Origin of the sequence: Rhodococcus sp. NPDC056506, assembly GCF_042794945.1 — a bacterium.
Lineage (GTDB): Bacteria > Actinomycetota > Actinomycetes > Mycobacteriales > Mycobacteriaceae > Rhodococcus_F.
In genome coordinates, this window is sequence record NZ_JBHTSW010000015.1 from 73,606 (window position 1) to 88,780 (window position 15,175).

A 15,175-nucleotide genomic window follows, 5' to 3' on the forward strand; every position below is an offset into this window, starting at 1 on the left:
AGCGCAGTCAAACGTTCAGCAGAGCGCACGGATCTAGTGATGGCTCACAAACGACTGCTTGGTGCCGGTCGGAGCCGTCTCGAGTTTGTGCTGCTCCTCTTCGTCCTCGTCGTCGAGCATCGTTGCCTCGTTGAACGGGATCTTCCCGTCGAGCACCTCGATGACGCGTTCCTTGTCGATCGTCTTGGTCCACGCGCCGACCAGGAGAGTCGCGACCGCGTTGCCCGAGAAGTTGGTGATCGCTCGCGCTTCCGACATGAAGCGGTCGATTCCGACGATGAGTCCGACGCCGTCGAGAAGCTCGGGGCGATGGCTCTGCAGTCCGCCGGCCAGTGTGGCCAGACCGGCGCCACTGACTCCGGCAGCACCCTTGGAGGCGATGATCATGAAGACCAGCAGCGAGAGCTGTTCACCGAAGGCGAGCGGCTGTCCCATGGCGTCGGCGATGAAGATCGACGCCATCGTCAGGTAGATCGCGGTGCCGTCGAGGTTGAACGAGTAGCCGGTGGGAACGACGATGCCGACCGTGGTGCGCTCGACGCCCACGTGCTCCATCTTGGCGATCAGACGCGGCAGTGCCGATTCGGAGGACGAGGTGGCGAAGATGAGCAGGTACTCACGGGCCAAGTACTTGACCAGCTTGAAGATGTTGAATCCGGTGACCGCGCGCAGCAACGTTCCGAGAACACCGAAGACGAAGATCAGGCAGGTCAGGTAGAAGCCGATCATCAGGGTTCCGAGCTGGACGACGGCGTTCAGACCGGTCTGGCCGACGACGCTGGCGATGGCTCCGAAGGCGCCGATCGGGGCGAGCCAGAGGATCATCGTCAGGATCTTGAACACGAGCTTCTGGATGTATCCGACGGCCTTGAGGATCGGCTCGCCCGACTTGCCGAGCGACTGGATCGCGAAGCCGACCAGAAGGGCGACGAACAGAGTCTGCAGCACGCTGCCGGCTGTGAGGGAGGACAGCATCGACGTCGGGATGATGGACGCGACGAAGTCCCAGGTGCCGCCGGCACTGTGTGCCTGATCTGCAAGCTTGGCCACAGAAGCCGCGTTGGGCGTGATGTTCAGGCCACTGCCCGGGTTGAGCAGGTTGCCGACGCCCAGGCCGATCGCGAGTGCGATGGTGGACATCCCGATGAAGTAAGCGAGTGCGAGGCCGCCGACCTTGCCGACCTTGGCCGCTGCTCGAACCGAGCCGATGCCGAGCACGATGGTGCAGAAGATGACCGGGCTGATCATCATCTTGATCAGGCTGACGAACAACGTGCCGAGTACACCGACGGACTTACCGAACTCGGGTGCGAGCCAACCGACGAGGATGCCGCCGATAACCGCGACGATGACGCTCATGTAGAGCCAATGCGTCTTGTCGCGCTTTGCCTTGGTGCCCTCGGGCTGTGGGGAACCGTCTACTGTCCCTGTTGCCGTGCTGCTCATGGGGTGTCCTTTGGATCGGATATCTGTGAAGTGATCGGGATCACTTCGAGTCGTGGAGAATTCTTGTTGCAAACAGGTGGGCCCGGAAGTTTGTGTTCATTACGTTCAGGAGGCGCTCGATGGTCGAACGAAAGACCGGCCGACGTATGAGCGTCGCCAGACAGATCCTGCTCCTGCAATTGGCGTTGTTGGCGCTGGTCATCGGCGTGGGGGCCGCGCTCGCGGTTGTCGACGAACGCCGAGACAGCGACGACGCGATCCGCAGGCAGGTGAGCTCGATAGCGCAGACTCTCGCCCTGTCGGATTCGACGGCGGCAGCCCTGACGAGTGCAGACCCGACCGCGATTCTGCAACCACAGACCGAGAAAATCCGACAGGCAACTGGCGTCGATTTCATCGTGGTGATGGCGCCGGATCGCACTCGGTTCACCCACACGAGCCCGGAACTGATCGGTCAACTGTTCACCGGGAACATCGACCGCGCACTCGCCGGCGCGACCTTCACGGAGACGTACGCCGGGTCGCTGGGGCCGTCGATCCGCGCAGTCACTCCCGTCTACGATTCCGGCGGAACCCTGGTGGGTCTGGTTTCTGCCGGTGTCACCCGCGAACAGATCAGCAAGCAATTCGCCCAAAGTGTTCCGGTCATCCTGTTCGTTGCTGCCGGCGGTCTTCTTGCCGCGCTCTTGAGTTCGCTTCTGGTGAGTCGGCGCATCAGGCGACAGACCCTGGGCATGGCTCCCGACGAACTCCGCACCATGTTCGAGCACCACGACGCCGTCCTGCACAGCATCGGTGAAGGTTTGGTGGTGATCGGCCGAGGCCGGGGCAAGGACGCGAAAGTGGACATCGTCAACGACGAAGCACGTCGACTCCTCGACCTGCCGGAAGGACCTGTCCCGCTTTCGTCCATCCCCGAGACCTTGCGAGTCGACGACGCATCGCCCGCCAAGGATCAAGTGCACCTCACCGACAAGCGTGTGCTGGTGGTCAACCAACACCCGGTTGAGTGGGAGGGCAACAGAATTGGCACCGTGCTGACAATTCGCGATCACACCGAACTTCAGAACGTACTCGGAGAATTGGATTCGGTGCGTAGTTTTGCCGAGTCGCTTCGCTCCCAAGCCCACGAGAGCGCAAATCGTCTGCACACCATCATCACGATGGTCGAGTTGGGGCGAAACGAAGACGCAGTGGCCTTCGCCACCAACGAATTGCGGGTGTCTCAGCAGCTGATCGATCGTCTGATGAATGCGGTTCACGAGCCGGCGCTGGCCGCACTGTTGCTCGGAAAAATGAGCGAAGCGGCCGAACGCGGGGTCGACCTGACCATCACGGAAGACACCGCACTCGGTCCGGTGCCTTCACTCAATGCACGCGAGTTGGTCACGCTGGTCGGCAATCTCGTGGACAATGCTATTGACGCATCACGCGCGAGCGAGTCTCCGTGGGTGGAAGTGACGGTAATGGAAGAGGATTCGATGATGGTTGTTGCCGTTGCCGACAGCGGCCCGGGAATGACACCCGAAGCTCTCGAAAAGGCCAAGGGCCGTGGCTACTCCACAAAATCCGGCTCTCGTGGACTCGGACTCGCACTGGTCTCTCAAGTGGTGAAACGGCACGGCGGCACGCTGTCCAGTGAACCGGCGATGGGCTCGATGCTGGTGGTCCGCATCCCGCTGCGCGAAGCGGAAGCACCCCGATGATTCGCGTCCTGATAGTCGACGACGAACCGTTGATCGCGCAGGCGCACCGTTCGTACGTCGAACGCGTGCCGGAGTTCGTGGTCCACGGTGTGGTTCATTCCGGGAACGCCGCCGTGCGTGCAGTTACGGCGGCAAACGCAACCGACCAGCCCATCGACCTGGTCCTGCTCGACATCGGGTTGCCCGACGCCAGCGGCCTCGACGTGGCTTCCGCCCTCGGTGGGTTGCGCCCGAGTCCGGACATCATCGCGGTCACCTCGGCGCGAGATCTCGAGGTGGTTCGAAGCGCCGTCGCTCGCGGGATCGTGCTCTATCTCCTCAAGCCGTTCACCTTCGCAGCGTTCCGCGACAAGCTCGAGCGCTACCTCGAATATCGTGCAGCGCTTCCCGCCGGAGAGTCTGCGGTCAGCCAGCACGACATCGACCGCGCGATGTCCGCACTGCGAACGTCCGACGATCGAGCAGCGGCACCGAAAGGCTTTGCGTCTCAAACGCTCGGACTCGTCGCTGCGTCCGTCCGGGATTCGGAAGGTCCTGTGACTGCGGCAGAGGTGGCAGCCTCGGTCGGAGTGTCCCGGGTGACAGCCTGGCGCTACCTCGAAAAATTGGCAGACGACGGCATGCTCACCCGGGAGACCGAGTACGGGCGCGCTGGGCGCCCTCAGGTTCGTTACCGCAGAACCTGAGAGTCACCGAACTTGATTGGTACAGAAGCTAGTTCGCGCCCACGGTGTCCAGCACCCAGGCGAACTCGAACGCGACCTCTTTCCACTTCTCGTAACGACCGCTGACACCGCCGTGTCCGGCGCTCATCTCCGTCTTGAGAAGTAGCGGAGCGTCACCGGTCTTCGTGGCCCGCAGTTTTGCGACCCACTTGGCCGGCTCCACGTACAGGACACGGGTGTCGTTGATGCTCGTGATTGCGAGAATCGCGGGATAGTCCTTGGCTTCCACGTTCTCGTACGGGCTGTACGAGCGCATGTAGTCGTAGACGTCCCTGTTGTGCAGCGGATCTCCCCATTCGTCCCACTCGATGACCGTCAACGGCAGCGACGGATCGAGAATCGACGTCAGCGGATCGACAAACGGAACATTGGCGAGAATGCCGGCAAACAGTTCCGGAGCGAGGTTGGCGACAGCGCCCATCAGCAGTCCGCCCGCACTACCACCGTCGGCAACCATACGATCAGCGGCTGTGACTCCGGTGTCGATCAAATGCTTTGCGCAAGAGACAAAATCGGTGAAGGTGTTCTTCTTGGTGAGCGTCTTGCCGTTTTCGTACCAGTGACGGCCCATCTCGCCGCCGCCGCGCACGTGTGCGACCACGAACACGACACCGCGATCGAGCAACGACAGCCGGGCAACCGAGAACGACGGGTCGATGCTCGCCTCGTAGGAACCGTAGCCGTACAACAGCAGCGGCGCGGGACCTTCGGGTGCACCTACGCGTCTCACGATCGAGAGCGGAATGCGGATACCGTCGTCGGCCACCGCCCAGTCGCGGCGCTGCTCGTAATTACTCGCATCGAAGTCACCGAGAACGGGCTGCGACTTACGCAGTGCCAGTTCACCACTGGCGACGTAGTAGTCATACACCTGCCCGGGAGTGATGAAGGACGTGAAGCCGAGCCGGATGGTGGGCTGCGCCCATTCCGGGTTGGACCCCATCCCGATGCTGAAGAGTTCTTCGTCGAAGTCGATCTCGTGACGTTCGCCGTAGCCGTCGGCCGTCAACGGCCACACGGCAACACGAGTGAGTGCCTCGCGGCGGTAGCTCAGGACGAGGTGTCCGGCAAAGGCTTCGGCTTCCTCCAGTCGAACGTCGGCGCTGTGCTCGATCAGCGTCGTCATGTTCGTCGGATCCGATACCGGAGCTTCCACCAACACGAAGTTCTCGGCCTTGACGCCGTCGACGACGTCGTTGTGGAGGATGAGGAAGCGGTCCTCTCCCCCGATCACCGCGTGTTCGGCCCCGTACTCGACGCCTTCGCGACGCGGGATAATGACGCGGAAGTCGCCTTCCGGATTCGCCGATTCCAGCATCCAGCCTTCGCTGGTCACCTTGGACCCGACCCAGATCATCAGGTACTTCTCGCTGCGAGTCGAACCCACGGATACCCAGTAACGCTCGTCGGGCTCGTGGAAGACCGAAACATCTTGGCTCTGCGGCGTTCCCAGCTTGTGACGCCACACGGTGTCCGGACGCCAGGAGTCGTCGACGGTCATGTAGAAGACGTGACTGTGGTCGATTGCCCAGGTGGCACCGGGTGCGGTGTCGGGAATCTCGTCAGCCAGCATTTCGCCGGTCTCGAGGTTCTTGAACCGCAAGGTGTACCGCTCGTCGCCGACGATGTCGACCGAGTACGCCAGCAACGTGCCGTCCTCGCTGATGGAGAACGCGCCGAGCGAAAAGAACTCGTGCCCTTCGGCTTCGACATTGCCGTCCATGAGGATCTGCTCGTCGGCCAGCTCGACGCCAGGCGTCAGGTTGGGCGGAGTCCAGTCGTCCTCACCGGAAATGGGACACCGGCACTGGACGGTGTACGACTTGCCTTCCACGCTGCGCGAGTAGTACCACCACTTGCCCATGCGTGTGGGTACCGACATGTCGGTTTCCTGCGTCCGCGACTTGATCTCCTGGAAGATCTTCTCGCGCAACGGCTCGAGAGCGGCTGTCTGCTCGTCGGTGTACGCGTTCTCGGCTTCGAGGTACGCGACTACCTCGGCATTGTCCTTGTCCCGCAGCCACTCGTAGTCATCGACGAACGTGTGTCCGTGATGGGTACGTTCGGTGGGGACCTTCTTTGCGACCGGCGGGACGAGGCTCATGCGCTGGGACCGACCCAATCGTCGAAGGACAACCCGGAAATGCGTTCGTACGCCTCGATGTAGCGAGCGCGAGTCGCATCGACGATCTCCTGCGGCAACGGCGGCGGAGTCGTGTCCGAGCTTCGATCCCAACCGGATTCTGGGCTCGTGAGCCAGTCGCGGACGAACTGCTTGTCGAAACTGGGCTGCACCTTGCCTGCCTCGTAACCTTCGAGGGGCCAGTAGCGGGACGAGTCGGGGGTGAGCACCTCGTCGGCGAGCACGAGGTTTCCAGCGGAGTCGAGACCGAATTCGAGCTTGGTGTCCGCGAGGATGATTCCGCGATCGGCCGCGAAGTTGGAGGCGCGGGCGTAGACGTCGAGAGTGTCCTCGCGAAGCTGCACGGCCAGCTTCAGGCCGACCTTCTCCACTACCTGCTCGAAGCTGATGTTCTCGTCGTGATCGCCGAGAGCCGCCTTGGACGCCGGCGTGAAGATCGGGTCGGGCAGCCGCGACGCCTCGACAAGGCCCTCGGGCAGCGCGACGCCGCACACTGCGCCGGTGTTGTTGTAGTCGACCAGGCCGGAGCCGGTGAGGAAGCCACGGACGACGCATTCGACGGGAACCATGTCGAGGGAGCGCACGACGAGAGCCCGGCCGAGCACCTCTTCCGGGATGCGATCGTCGTCGGGCTCACCGGCCAGATGGTTGGTGCCACCGAGGACGTTGAAGAAGAACACGCTCATCGCGGTGAGAACGCGGCCCTTGTCCGGGATCGGTGTGCTGAGCACGTGGTCGTAGGCCGAGATCCGATCACTCGCGACAAGCAGCAGATGCTCGTCGTCGATCGTGTAAAGGTCGCGGACCTTGCCACCGGCCAGATGAGTGTAGGAATCAAGTGTAGGACGCACCCGGTCACCCTATCGGGCGTTCGCAGTTCGTACAGAACCCCGGTAGCCGGGACAGGTGAGCGTCCTCGCCGTTCGGAGAGCTGTCCGCCCTGCTCATCCGGATATGCAGGTGGCCCCTCGCCACTGGGCGAGAGGCCACCGTCACAGTCGATGAACTACTGGTTTGCGGGCAGCTTCGACAGGCCCTCGTCGATCGAATCCAGCGTCAGAAGAGCCGTCTGATAGGTCGCTGCCAACGAATGCTGAACCTGGACGACGTTGCCGGCCTTCACTGCGGGCAGTTCCTTCCACAGTTCGGAATTGACCAGTTCCTGAAGCTGCGGAGACATCGAGCCGTCGGCGTTGAGGCCGTAGACGATCACGTCGACATTTCCGAGATTCTCGCCGATCTTCTCGATGGATACCTGTTCGACGTGGACGTCAGCCGGGTCGGCAGGGGTGCCGGGGAACTGCAGGCCGAGTCCGTCGAAGAGGTTGGTTGTGTACGAAGACGCGTACTCGCGGGAGAACGTTCCAGCCTCGGGCTTGCAGACGTTGCACACGCCTCCGAAGGTGACCGAGCCGAGCTTGTCCTTGTACTTCGCGGCCAATTCGGCGGTGCGAGCGTCGTACTCGCCCTTGAACTCACCGTAGGTGTCGGAAACATTGGCGGCGTCGGCGAACTGCTCGCCCAGCACTCGCCAATCAGCGGGAACCGTCGGCCCCAGGAAGACGACCGGAGCAGCAGCCTCGAGCTGAGCCATGTCCAACTGACTTTCGACTCGAGCGGGAACGCCCATGACGATCAGATCGGGCTCGGCAGCGACGATTCCCTCGTAGTTGAGCTGGGAGACGTTGCCGTCGGGCGCGACCTTGGGCAGAGCTTCGTAAGCGGCCTTGGTCTTGTCGTCCATGTTGCCGAGTTCACGGGTCCACTCACATACCGCAGCCAGGTTCGCTCCCGCCTGAATCAGCGGCAGAACTGCGTATCCGCAGGCCACGATCCGCTGCGGGTCGCTCGGGATCTCGATGGATCCGTTTTGTGCTTCGAAGACACGGGTCTGCGAGCTCGCGGCTGTCGTCGACGATTCGGACGACGCCTCCTCCGAGTTGCTGCAGCCGGCGACGCCGACCGCCAGCGCAGCTGCTGCACCGATCACCACTGCGCGGCGAAACCGCGACAGACCTTGAACCCGCATGTTGAACTCCATCTGAACGCACCGGACTACTCCGGAATGATTTGGTGAGGCTAACCAATATCAGGGCGGCGAGAGTTTGCACAAACACAGGTCTCGAGGAATGAACTGCGCCTCCCGAGCGCTCACGCTCAGAGCAGCACGCCTCCCACTGAGAGGGAGCAAAGCAAGATTCCTCTCGAATCGGACACTCGAACTCGCTACCTTGCCTTCGCGATACCTCATCGACTCGCCACTCTCACCGCTCGACGAAGGGCTCACACATGTCCCGATCCACGCGCACCTGCTCACTACGGTCTGCCGCGGCCATTACCTTGACCAGTAGCTTTCTCTTCACCGGTTTCGGCGCCTCGATCGCACAGGCCGAACCTGCCCCCTCGGCTCCACAATTCGGCTCACTGGATCTAGGCTCCAGCAGCTTCGGCAGTGCCGAGCAAACTCCAGATGCCCCCCGGCTGATCGGGATCGACAACTTCCGCGATGTCGCAGGCACCGGCAGCGGATACTCGGGAACTTTCGGTCTGCCCGTGAACAAGGGAGTCTTCTACCGCGCGAACGCGATCACGCCCAAGGGCGATGACATGAGCGTTCTCGAAAAGCTTGGACTGACAAAGGTTTACGATCTGCGCACGGAACCCGAGATCGCCAGCAAGCCGGACGTCCTGCCCGACGGTGTTGCGTACGAGAACATTCCGATCCTGTCCGGGAACATCGCCGAGATGGTCGCGAAGATCAAGTCCCCCGAGGACTCACGATCGATGATGCAAGACATGAACCGCGCCTTCGTCACCGGAGCGACGGAGCGAGCCGGGTTCGCGCAGTTGCTGACCGGCCTCGCGGAAACCGAAGGTGCACAGGTCTTCCACTGCACTGCAGGTAAGGACCGCACCGGCTGGACGTCCTTTCTGCTACTGAGCATCGCCGGCGTCGACCGCTCGGTGATCGTGAACGACTACCTGCTGACAAACGAGTACACCGCCGAGGGCATGAAGGCCACGCGCGCGGGCATCGCGGCGAGCTTGGGCGAGCAGATGGCCGTCAACATGGAGCCTCTATTGGGTGTCGAGGCAAGCTATCTCGATGCCGGCCTCGCCCAGTTGGACCAGACCTACGGGTCGGTCGATCGCTATCTGACCGAGGGCCTGGGCCTGAGCCCGGCGACGGTCATGACACTCAAAGCCAAACTGCTGGGCTGAGCGACACAGATGCCCCGGGTTCGACGAGGGGCCGAACCCGGGGCACTGTGCTTCTCTGCCCGTGCCGTGCCGGATGCGCAGCGTCCCGTGCGTCAGCGAGATACGGCGATCACGTTGTTTCGGTACGCCCAGATGACGATCTGCACCCGGGTTCGCACCTGTAGCTTCTTGCAGATGTTGCTGATGTGCGACTTCACCGTGCTCTGCTCGAGGCTGAGGGAATCTGCGATGTCGTTGTTTCCCAAGCCTTGTGACAGCAACTGCACCACATCCATTTCACGCGCGCTGAGACCGTGATCCGATCCGGAGCGCGCTGAGGACATCGGTGCCGGCTTGCGCCTCGCGAACTCCACGATCAGTCTCGACGTCAATCTCGGTGAAAGCACCGAGCCACCCTCGGCGACGGTCAACACGGCCGACGAGAGCTCTTCGGGATCGGCGTCTTTGAGCAAGAACCCTGCGGCGCCGCTGTCGAGCGCCTCGAAAACGTACTCGTCGAGATCGAACGTGGTGATCACGATGACGCGGGTCGCCGGAAACTCGGCAAGAACCTCCCTGGTCGCAGTCAACCCGTCGCCGTGCGGCATTCGGATATCCATCAGTACGACATCCGGACGCAGTGCACGCACCTGCTCGTACGCCTCGACTCCCGTCTTGGCATGCCCGACTACGCGAATCTCGGGATGTCCGGAGAGAAACAGCTCGAACCCCTGCCGCACCACCTGCTGGTCGTCCGCAATAAGGACATCGATCATGCGTTGATCCTCCCGTTCACCGGCACCAGTGCCTGCACAGCCCACTCACCTTCCGAATTCGGTCCGGCGTCCAGTTGACCACCCATGAGCGTCGCGCGTTCGCGCATTCCCACAATTCCGAGGTTTTGCCCGTCGGAAGCCGGGCGAGAATTTCCCAGAGTATTGATCACCCGCACCCTCACCGCGCCGGCTTCTCGGCTCAGACACACCTTCGACTCACTGCCCGGCGCATGGCGAAGGACGTTCGACAACGCTTCCTGCACGATCCGATAGCAGGTCAACTGAACTCCACTGTCCAGGTCGTCGAAGCGGCCGACTTTCTCCAGCGATATCGACGAGATGGTGCGCCTGCAGTCATCGACCAACTCGTCGATGTCGGAGACCATGGGCGTCGGGAAATCGGGGTCTTCTTCACCCAGGCGAAGGATCCCCACGATCTGCCGCAAGCTGTTGAGTGCCCGCTGACCCTGCTCGATGACGCCGCCCAGCAGGGCTTGCGCTTGTTCGGGATTGCTCGAGAAGAACTTGTCGGCGGCACGCGCTTGGATGATCATGCCGGTCATGTGGTGAGCCGCGACGTCGTGCAACTCGCGTGCCATGTCCTGCCGTTCGGCGACAACGGCATTCGCGATCTTGCGTTCGCGGTCCCGGTGCAGATCGGCTACAGCCTGACTGTTCTCCACTGCTTGCTTTCGCAGACGCGCGACGATCTTTCCCATGGCTGCGACGACCAGAAAACTCGTCACGGTATTTGCCGCCGGCTCGAGGAACAAGTGAGGCAACTCCCCCACCTGAACCTCGGCGACTGTCAGCCCGTCCCGTTCGGTGAGATACATCGCCATGATCACGTCCATCGCCATTCCGAGGACCAACAGTCCGACCAGGCGCATGCCTGTCACCCGGATGGATACTGCCATGATCGCGAACCAGAAAAGCGGTGTGGCCCCAAGCGATCGACTGCCGAGGAAGAGCATCAACCCGCCGGATCCTGCCAACGTCAGAAGGTAGTACGCGATCGGGTACCGACGGCGCGTACACGCCACAATCGTCAACACCGTCAGGAAACCCATGATGCCGACAACAGTTGCCGGATCGCTCAGTACTCGATTGCTCGTCTCGGATTCCGACTTGAGACTGGCGAGGCCGAATACCCAGGGCACGCTCAACAGACCGACGATCACGGCCGCAGTAGCCGGGTTGCTCAGGCTGAAACGTCCCCAGCCTCGCGATGCCAGCGCTTGCCCCGGGGCATTCTGACCAGCCGAGTCGAACATCCACTCCCCATTCCGCATCCGATGATTGACGTTCATGGTGGCATGCCCACACCACTTGGTCACACATTCGACGAACGTGAAGGGAATGTTCGATTCTCGGTTACTACCAAAGGACTAGTTCGGAGTGGAGGTACTAGTACTTATGGATCAGCTGAACTGCTCGACCAAGCGGTTCACCATATTGGTTGCACTGTAGTAATCGAGACGGAAGGTATCGAGTCCCACGGCATAGACATGATGATCACGAATCGCCGGATGCTGAGCCAACAGGGGAAGTCCCTCGACTGCTTTCACCGCACCGTCGTCGGCGCTGACCAAGATCAGGGTGTTGCCCGCGATTCCGTCGTAGAGATTCTCGGCCGAGACCTGGATGATGTCCTTACGCTTACCCATCGATTCACTGCTCTTCGCGGACTCTGGAATGTCGGCGACCGTGAAACCCATCGCCGTGAGCAACTTCGCCTGTCCGGACTCGTGCGTCCAGATATTGGCACCGCTGCCGTCCTCGTAGTAGACCAGCGCAGTGGTCGGCTGCGGGGGAAGAGTGATCTTGGCCTTGGCAGCCTCTACTGCGCTGTCGAACTTCGCGACCGTGGCCGCGGCGTTGTCTTCGAGACCTGTCGCTTCACCCAGCACGGCGGCTACTTCCTGCCAACTGCTTCCGCCGTAGTCCACCACGATTGTCGGAGCGATGGCCGTGAACTGTTCGTACAGATCGACGACGGAGTCGCCTCCCGTCGCCGAGACGACGATCAGGTCCGGGTTCTGAGCCAGAACGGATTCCGCATTCGCGCCGCCCATCGGCAGCACGGCAAGTCCGCGTTCTTCGGCTATGTCGCCCCACTGTGTGAACAACCCCTGCGCATCCGACACGTCGGTGTTCGGCCCTGTCGATGCGGTAGCCACCACCGGTGCGTCGATCGACAACAGCGTGCCTGTCAGCGTCACACTGGTCGAGACGATCCTCTCCGGCTTCGACGCTATCTCCACCGGCCCCTTCGGCGTCTCCACCGTGCGCGGCCAATTACCCTGCGATGCAGCCGAATCAGGATCGGAATCTGCATCCGCAGAACTACACCCGACGAGGGCGAACCCTGCTACCAAGACTGCGGAGAGCACCTTCACGGTGCGCGATTTTTTCATTGTGACGCCCACTGGCGGACCACTCCTCGAATTCAAAAGCCCATCAAATTAGGTTAGGCTGTGCTCATGCTAACTCAGGCGGTGACTGAATTGTCCGCTACCCTCGCGGCCTCGCCCGACATCGAGACGTCCTGGAATCGGATAGTGCAACAAGGCACGCCGGTCATCGAAAGTGTTGATACACAGACTGTTCGAGTCACCTTCCTCTGGCGTCAGCCCGAGGAGACGGAGATCGAGCGCGTCTACCTGGATGCAAATTCGCTGACCGACCATCACGCGGAACAACTGAGCGTCATGCAGCGGATCGGCGACAGTCCGGTGTGGTTCTACACCGCCGAAGTCTCGAACACCTGGCGCAGCAGTTACAGCATAATCCCGGTACCGAAGTCCGTAGTCGACGAGTTCGACTATCCGGGAGCAGGCAAGGAGGACACGACCCGCCGCACCCGCTGGTTGGGGCTGCTCGAACACCGCATTGCCGACCCACTCAATCCGCTCTCCGCGGGCGTGGACACACGACGTTCCGTAGTCGAGATGCCCTCAGCGCCGGTCCAGTTCGGCTGGGATGCTCCGGCTTTCAGGAATTTCGTGGAGGTCAACTGGAACAGCTCGACTTTGGGCGTCGAGCGGCCGGTGTGGATCTACGAGACCGTCGACGACGGATTGACACCTCTCGAAGAACGTCCACTCGTGATACTTCTCGACGGGCGCCACTGGGCCGAGGTCATGCCTGCCGGCGCCGCCTTCGATCGTGCGGTCCAGACCGGCAAGCTGAAATCCTGCGTTCTGCTGGCCATCGATTCCGTTGACAATCAACGCCGTTCGCAAGAATTGCCGTGCAACCGCGAATACTGGAGCGCAGTCGTCCACGAACTACTCCCGCAAGTACGCGCCGTCACACCCTTCTCGTCTGATCGAACGCGAAACGTGGTCTCGGGGCAGAGCTTCGGCGGCCTGGCTTCGATGTTCGCAGCACTCGAATTCCCCGAACACTTCGCGCTGGTCGCCAGTGGATCCGGTTCATTCTGGTGGCCGACCGGCTTGAAGCGCGGGGAGGACGGTCCGCCGGGTGGAGACATAGCCGCACGCGTCGAGCGCGACGGTGCACCGGACGGCTTACGTGTTGTCCTCGAAGTAGGTAAGCACGAGTCCGACATGGTCGGGCACAGCGCAGCCGTCGCCCGGGCGTTGGAGGCCGCCGGAGCGCAAGTGTCGTACCGAATTTTCGACGGTGGCCACGACTGGTTGTGCTGGCGCAGTGTTCTTCTGGACTCCGTCGTCGAACTGATCGGCAGTCCGTGAAATAGGTACGATCTCAGGGCATGTGATCTGGGTGCGTGTGATCTAGGCCGCCGTGATGTCACCCAGTTTCCACGTTCGATCGAAATAAGGTTCGAGAGGTCCGTAGAAGCGGAAATACGAGAACCAGTGCTGACCCGGAATGGTCTGAACCCAATTGGATTCCTTCCCTTCCGGAGCAGTCGGTCCATAGTAGAGATCTACCGAACCATCGTCGTTGACAACAAGATCGGGATCTCGCGAGCCACGGTCGCCTCGCCCTTGTTCGTTGTCGATCAGGCACCGCGTGTCGATCGAGTAGACCGTCGCGGACCAGAACAGCTTTGCCGGGACATCGGCAGGTACGTGGAGTGTGTAGCTGTTTCCGCCGTCCAACCAGTTGCCGTCGGCGTCGGAGTAACTACCCAGATATGCCTGACCGAGTCCAGGCGTCGTACTCTTCATCGCCTTGGAGAAGCTGACTGCCTCGTAGAACCACGACGCGCGTTCGTAGAACTCGTCATAGTTGCCGCCTCGCTGAGCGGAGTTGTCCAGAACAATCGCCAAGTCCCACTGACGATCCGGCCAGTAGCGCGAACCGGGGAAGCGTTTGACGAACGCATTCGCCTGAGCGAACACCTCCCCCACTTCGACTGCCCGCTGCAAGATCTTCCGCAAGCGATCATCCGGGGCAAACGGTTTGCCCTTCTCCATCCCCAGCTGCCGAAGCCACGCCATCGGGAACCGGTCGCGCTCTTCGACAGGTTCGTCCTGCACGATGTCGTGCAAAAGTTCCCAGTACTGAAGGTCCCGCGGCTGAATTCCGCTCCAGGGCTTGCCGTCCGGTGAGACCAGTCGTGTGGGAGTCGGATTCTCGCGATCGGAGTAGGGGTACACCCGGACAGCGTCGACCAACTCACCTGAGCGCACCGGGTCGGGATCGAGCGTGCGGAGGCCGAACATGATGTGCATCATCGGGGAGTGGACAACGGTGTATTCACCTGTGTCCTGGGCACTCTGGTCTGGGCCGACTACCAGGGTCTTGCCGCCATTGCCTGCATCGGGGCCCATCTCACCGAGCACCGCGAATTCTCGTTGCCAGAAATCTGCGATGCCCCCCGCGGTCGGCCCCGGCGGCAACTCGATCACCAACGGACCCGTCGTACCGAGATCGAAAAAATTCAAGATGTACGGCGTCGTCGCGTTGGCGGTGATCAGGCCTAGTCGGTCACGATAGGAGCGGTAGACGACGATATCGGACGCAGTTGCTCCGAAGATGTTGGTATGCACGTCCATCCACTGCGCCCAGGACACGATGGGGATGGCCCACAAGTACGCCTGCACTGCTGTCTGGAAGTCGAGTTCGTCGAACACCGTTGCGATGTTTTCGCGAGCGGGAAGCTCCCCGTCTCTGGGGACAACTCCGGAGGAATACGTCAGTTCGATGTCGGCCATACCCAGATGGTGCGGGGAGAAACCTCGG

Annotated in this window: 12 protein-coding genes; 4 read left to right on the forward strand and 8 right to left on the reverse strand. The window is 61.7% G+C overall.

Annotated elements, in window-relative coordinates:
• Positions 1-33: 33 nt before the first annotated feature.
• Positions 34-1,446, reverse strand: coding sequence for a cation:dicarboxylate symporter family transporter (locus tag ACFQ6H_RS14905; RefSeq protein WP_378448841.1), 1,413 nt, complete (start codon positions 1,444-1,446; stop codon positions 34-36).
• Between the two features lie 119 nt (positions 1,447-1,565).
• Between ACFQ6H_RS14905 and ACFQ6H_RS14910 the strand changes: the two genes are divergently transcribed.
• Positions 1,566-3,152: an ATP-binding protein gene (locus tag ACFQ6H_RS14910; protein ID WP_378535369.1), complete on the forward strand. Its 1,587-nt coding sequence runs from the start codon at positions 1,566-1,568 to the stop codon at positions 3,150-3,152.
• Complete coding sequence (locus ACFQ6H_RS14915; protein WP_003945570.1) at positions 3,149-3,838, forward strand: response regulator; 690 nt, start codon at positions 3,149-3,151, stop codon at positions 3,836-3,838. Before ACFQ6H_RS14910 ends, ACFQ6H_RS14915 begins: the two co-directional genes overlap by 4 nt.
• Positions 3,839-3,866: 28 nt before the next feature.
• On the opposite strand, the gene ACFQ6H_RS14920 is transcribed toward ACFQ6H_RS14915, so the two are convergent.
• From ACFQ6H_RS14920 to ACFQ6H_RS14930, 3 genes are all read right to left on the reverse strand, one after another.
• Positions 3,867-5,981 carry a S9 family peptidase gene (locus ACFQ6H_RS14920; RefSeq protein WP_378646939.1) on the reverse strand — a complete coding sequence of 705 codons (2,115 nt, stop codon included), beginning with the start codon at positions 5,979-5,981 and terminating at the stop codon, positions 3,867-3,869.
• Positions 5,978-6,871 carry a phosphoribosylaminoimidazolesuccinocarboxamide synthase gene (locus ACFQ6H_RS14925; protein WP_050655449.1) on the reverse strand — a complete coding sequence of 298 codons (894 nt, stop codon included), beginning with the start codon at positions 6,869-6,871 and terminating at the stop codon, positions 5,978-5,980. Before ACFQ6H_RS14925 ends, ACFQ6H_RS14920 begins: the two co-directional genes overlap by 4 nt.
• Before the next feature lie 155 nt (positions 6,872-7,026).
• Entirely contained in the window at positions 7,027-8,061 is a 1,035-nt protein-coding gene (locus ACFQ6H_RS14930) for an ABC transporter substrate-binding protein (RefSeq protein ID WP_378646941.1), read from the reverse strand.
• Positions 8,062-8,309: 248 nt separating this feature from the next.
• Here ACFQ6H_RS14930 and ACFQ6H_RS14935 point away from each other — a divergent pair, with 248 nt between their 5' ends.
• Entirely contained in the window at positions 8,310-9,242 is a 933-nt protein-coding gene (locus ACFQ6H_RS14935) for a tyrosine-protein phosphatase (RefSeq protein ID WP_378646943.1), read from the forward strand.
• A gap of 92 nt (positions 9,243-9,334) precedes the next feature.
• Here the strand turns inward: ACFQ6H_RS14935 and ACFQ6H_RS14940 are convergent, their stop codons facing one another.
• The 3 genes from ACFQ6H_RS14940 to fepB form a co-directional block, all read right to left on the reverse strand.
• Positions 9,335-9,997 carry a response regulator gene (locus ACFQ6H_RS14940; protein WP_378535357.1) on the reverse strand — a complete coding sequence of 221 codons (663 nt, stop codon included), beginning with the start codon at positions 9,995-9,997 and terminating at the stop codon, positions 9,335-9,337.
• Positions 9,994-11,271 (reverse strand): sensor histidine kinase, encoded by a 1,278-nt coding sequence (locus tag ACFQ6H_RS14945; RefSeq protein WP_378646946.1) that lies wholly within the window; start codon positions 11,269-11,271, stop codon positions 9,994-9,996. The genes ACFQ6H_RS14940 and ACFQ6H_RS14945 overlap by 4 nt, the downstream gene beginning before the upstream one ends.
• 147 nt (positions 11,272-11,418) lie before the next feature.
• Positions 11,419-12,414 carry a Fe2+-enterobactin ABC transporter substrate-binding protein gene (fepB, locus tag ACFQ6H_RS14950; protein ID WP_378646948.1) on the reverse strand — a complete coding sequence of 332 codons (996 nt, stop codon included), beginning with the start codon at positions 12,412-12,414 and terminating at the stop codon, positions 11,419-11,421.
• An 81-nt stretch (positions 12,415-12,495) separates the two neighbouring features.
• Here fepB and fes point away from each other — a divergent pair, with 81 nt between their 5' ends.
• Entirely contained in the window at positions 12,496-13,716 is a 1,221-nt protein-coding gene (gene fes, locus ACFQ6H_RS14955; protein WP_378646950.1) for an enterochelin esterase, read from the forward strand.
• Between the two features lie 42 nt (positions 13,717-13,758).
• Here the strand turns inward: fes and ACFQ6H_RS14960 are convergent, their stop codons facing one another.
• Positions 13,759-15,147, reverse strand: a complete 1,389-nt coding sequence (locus ACFQ6H_RS14960) for a DUF1254 domain-containing protein (RefSeq protein ID WP_378646952.1) — start codon at positions 15,145-15,147, stop codon at positions 13,759-13,761.
• Between the last annotated feature and the right edge of the window lie 28 nt (positions 15,148-15,175).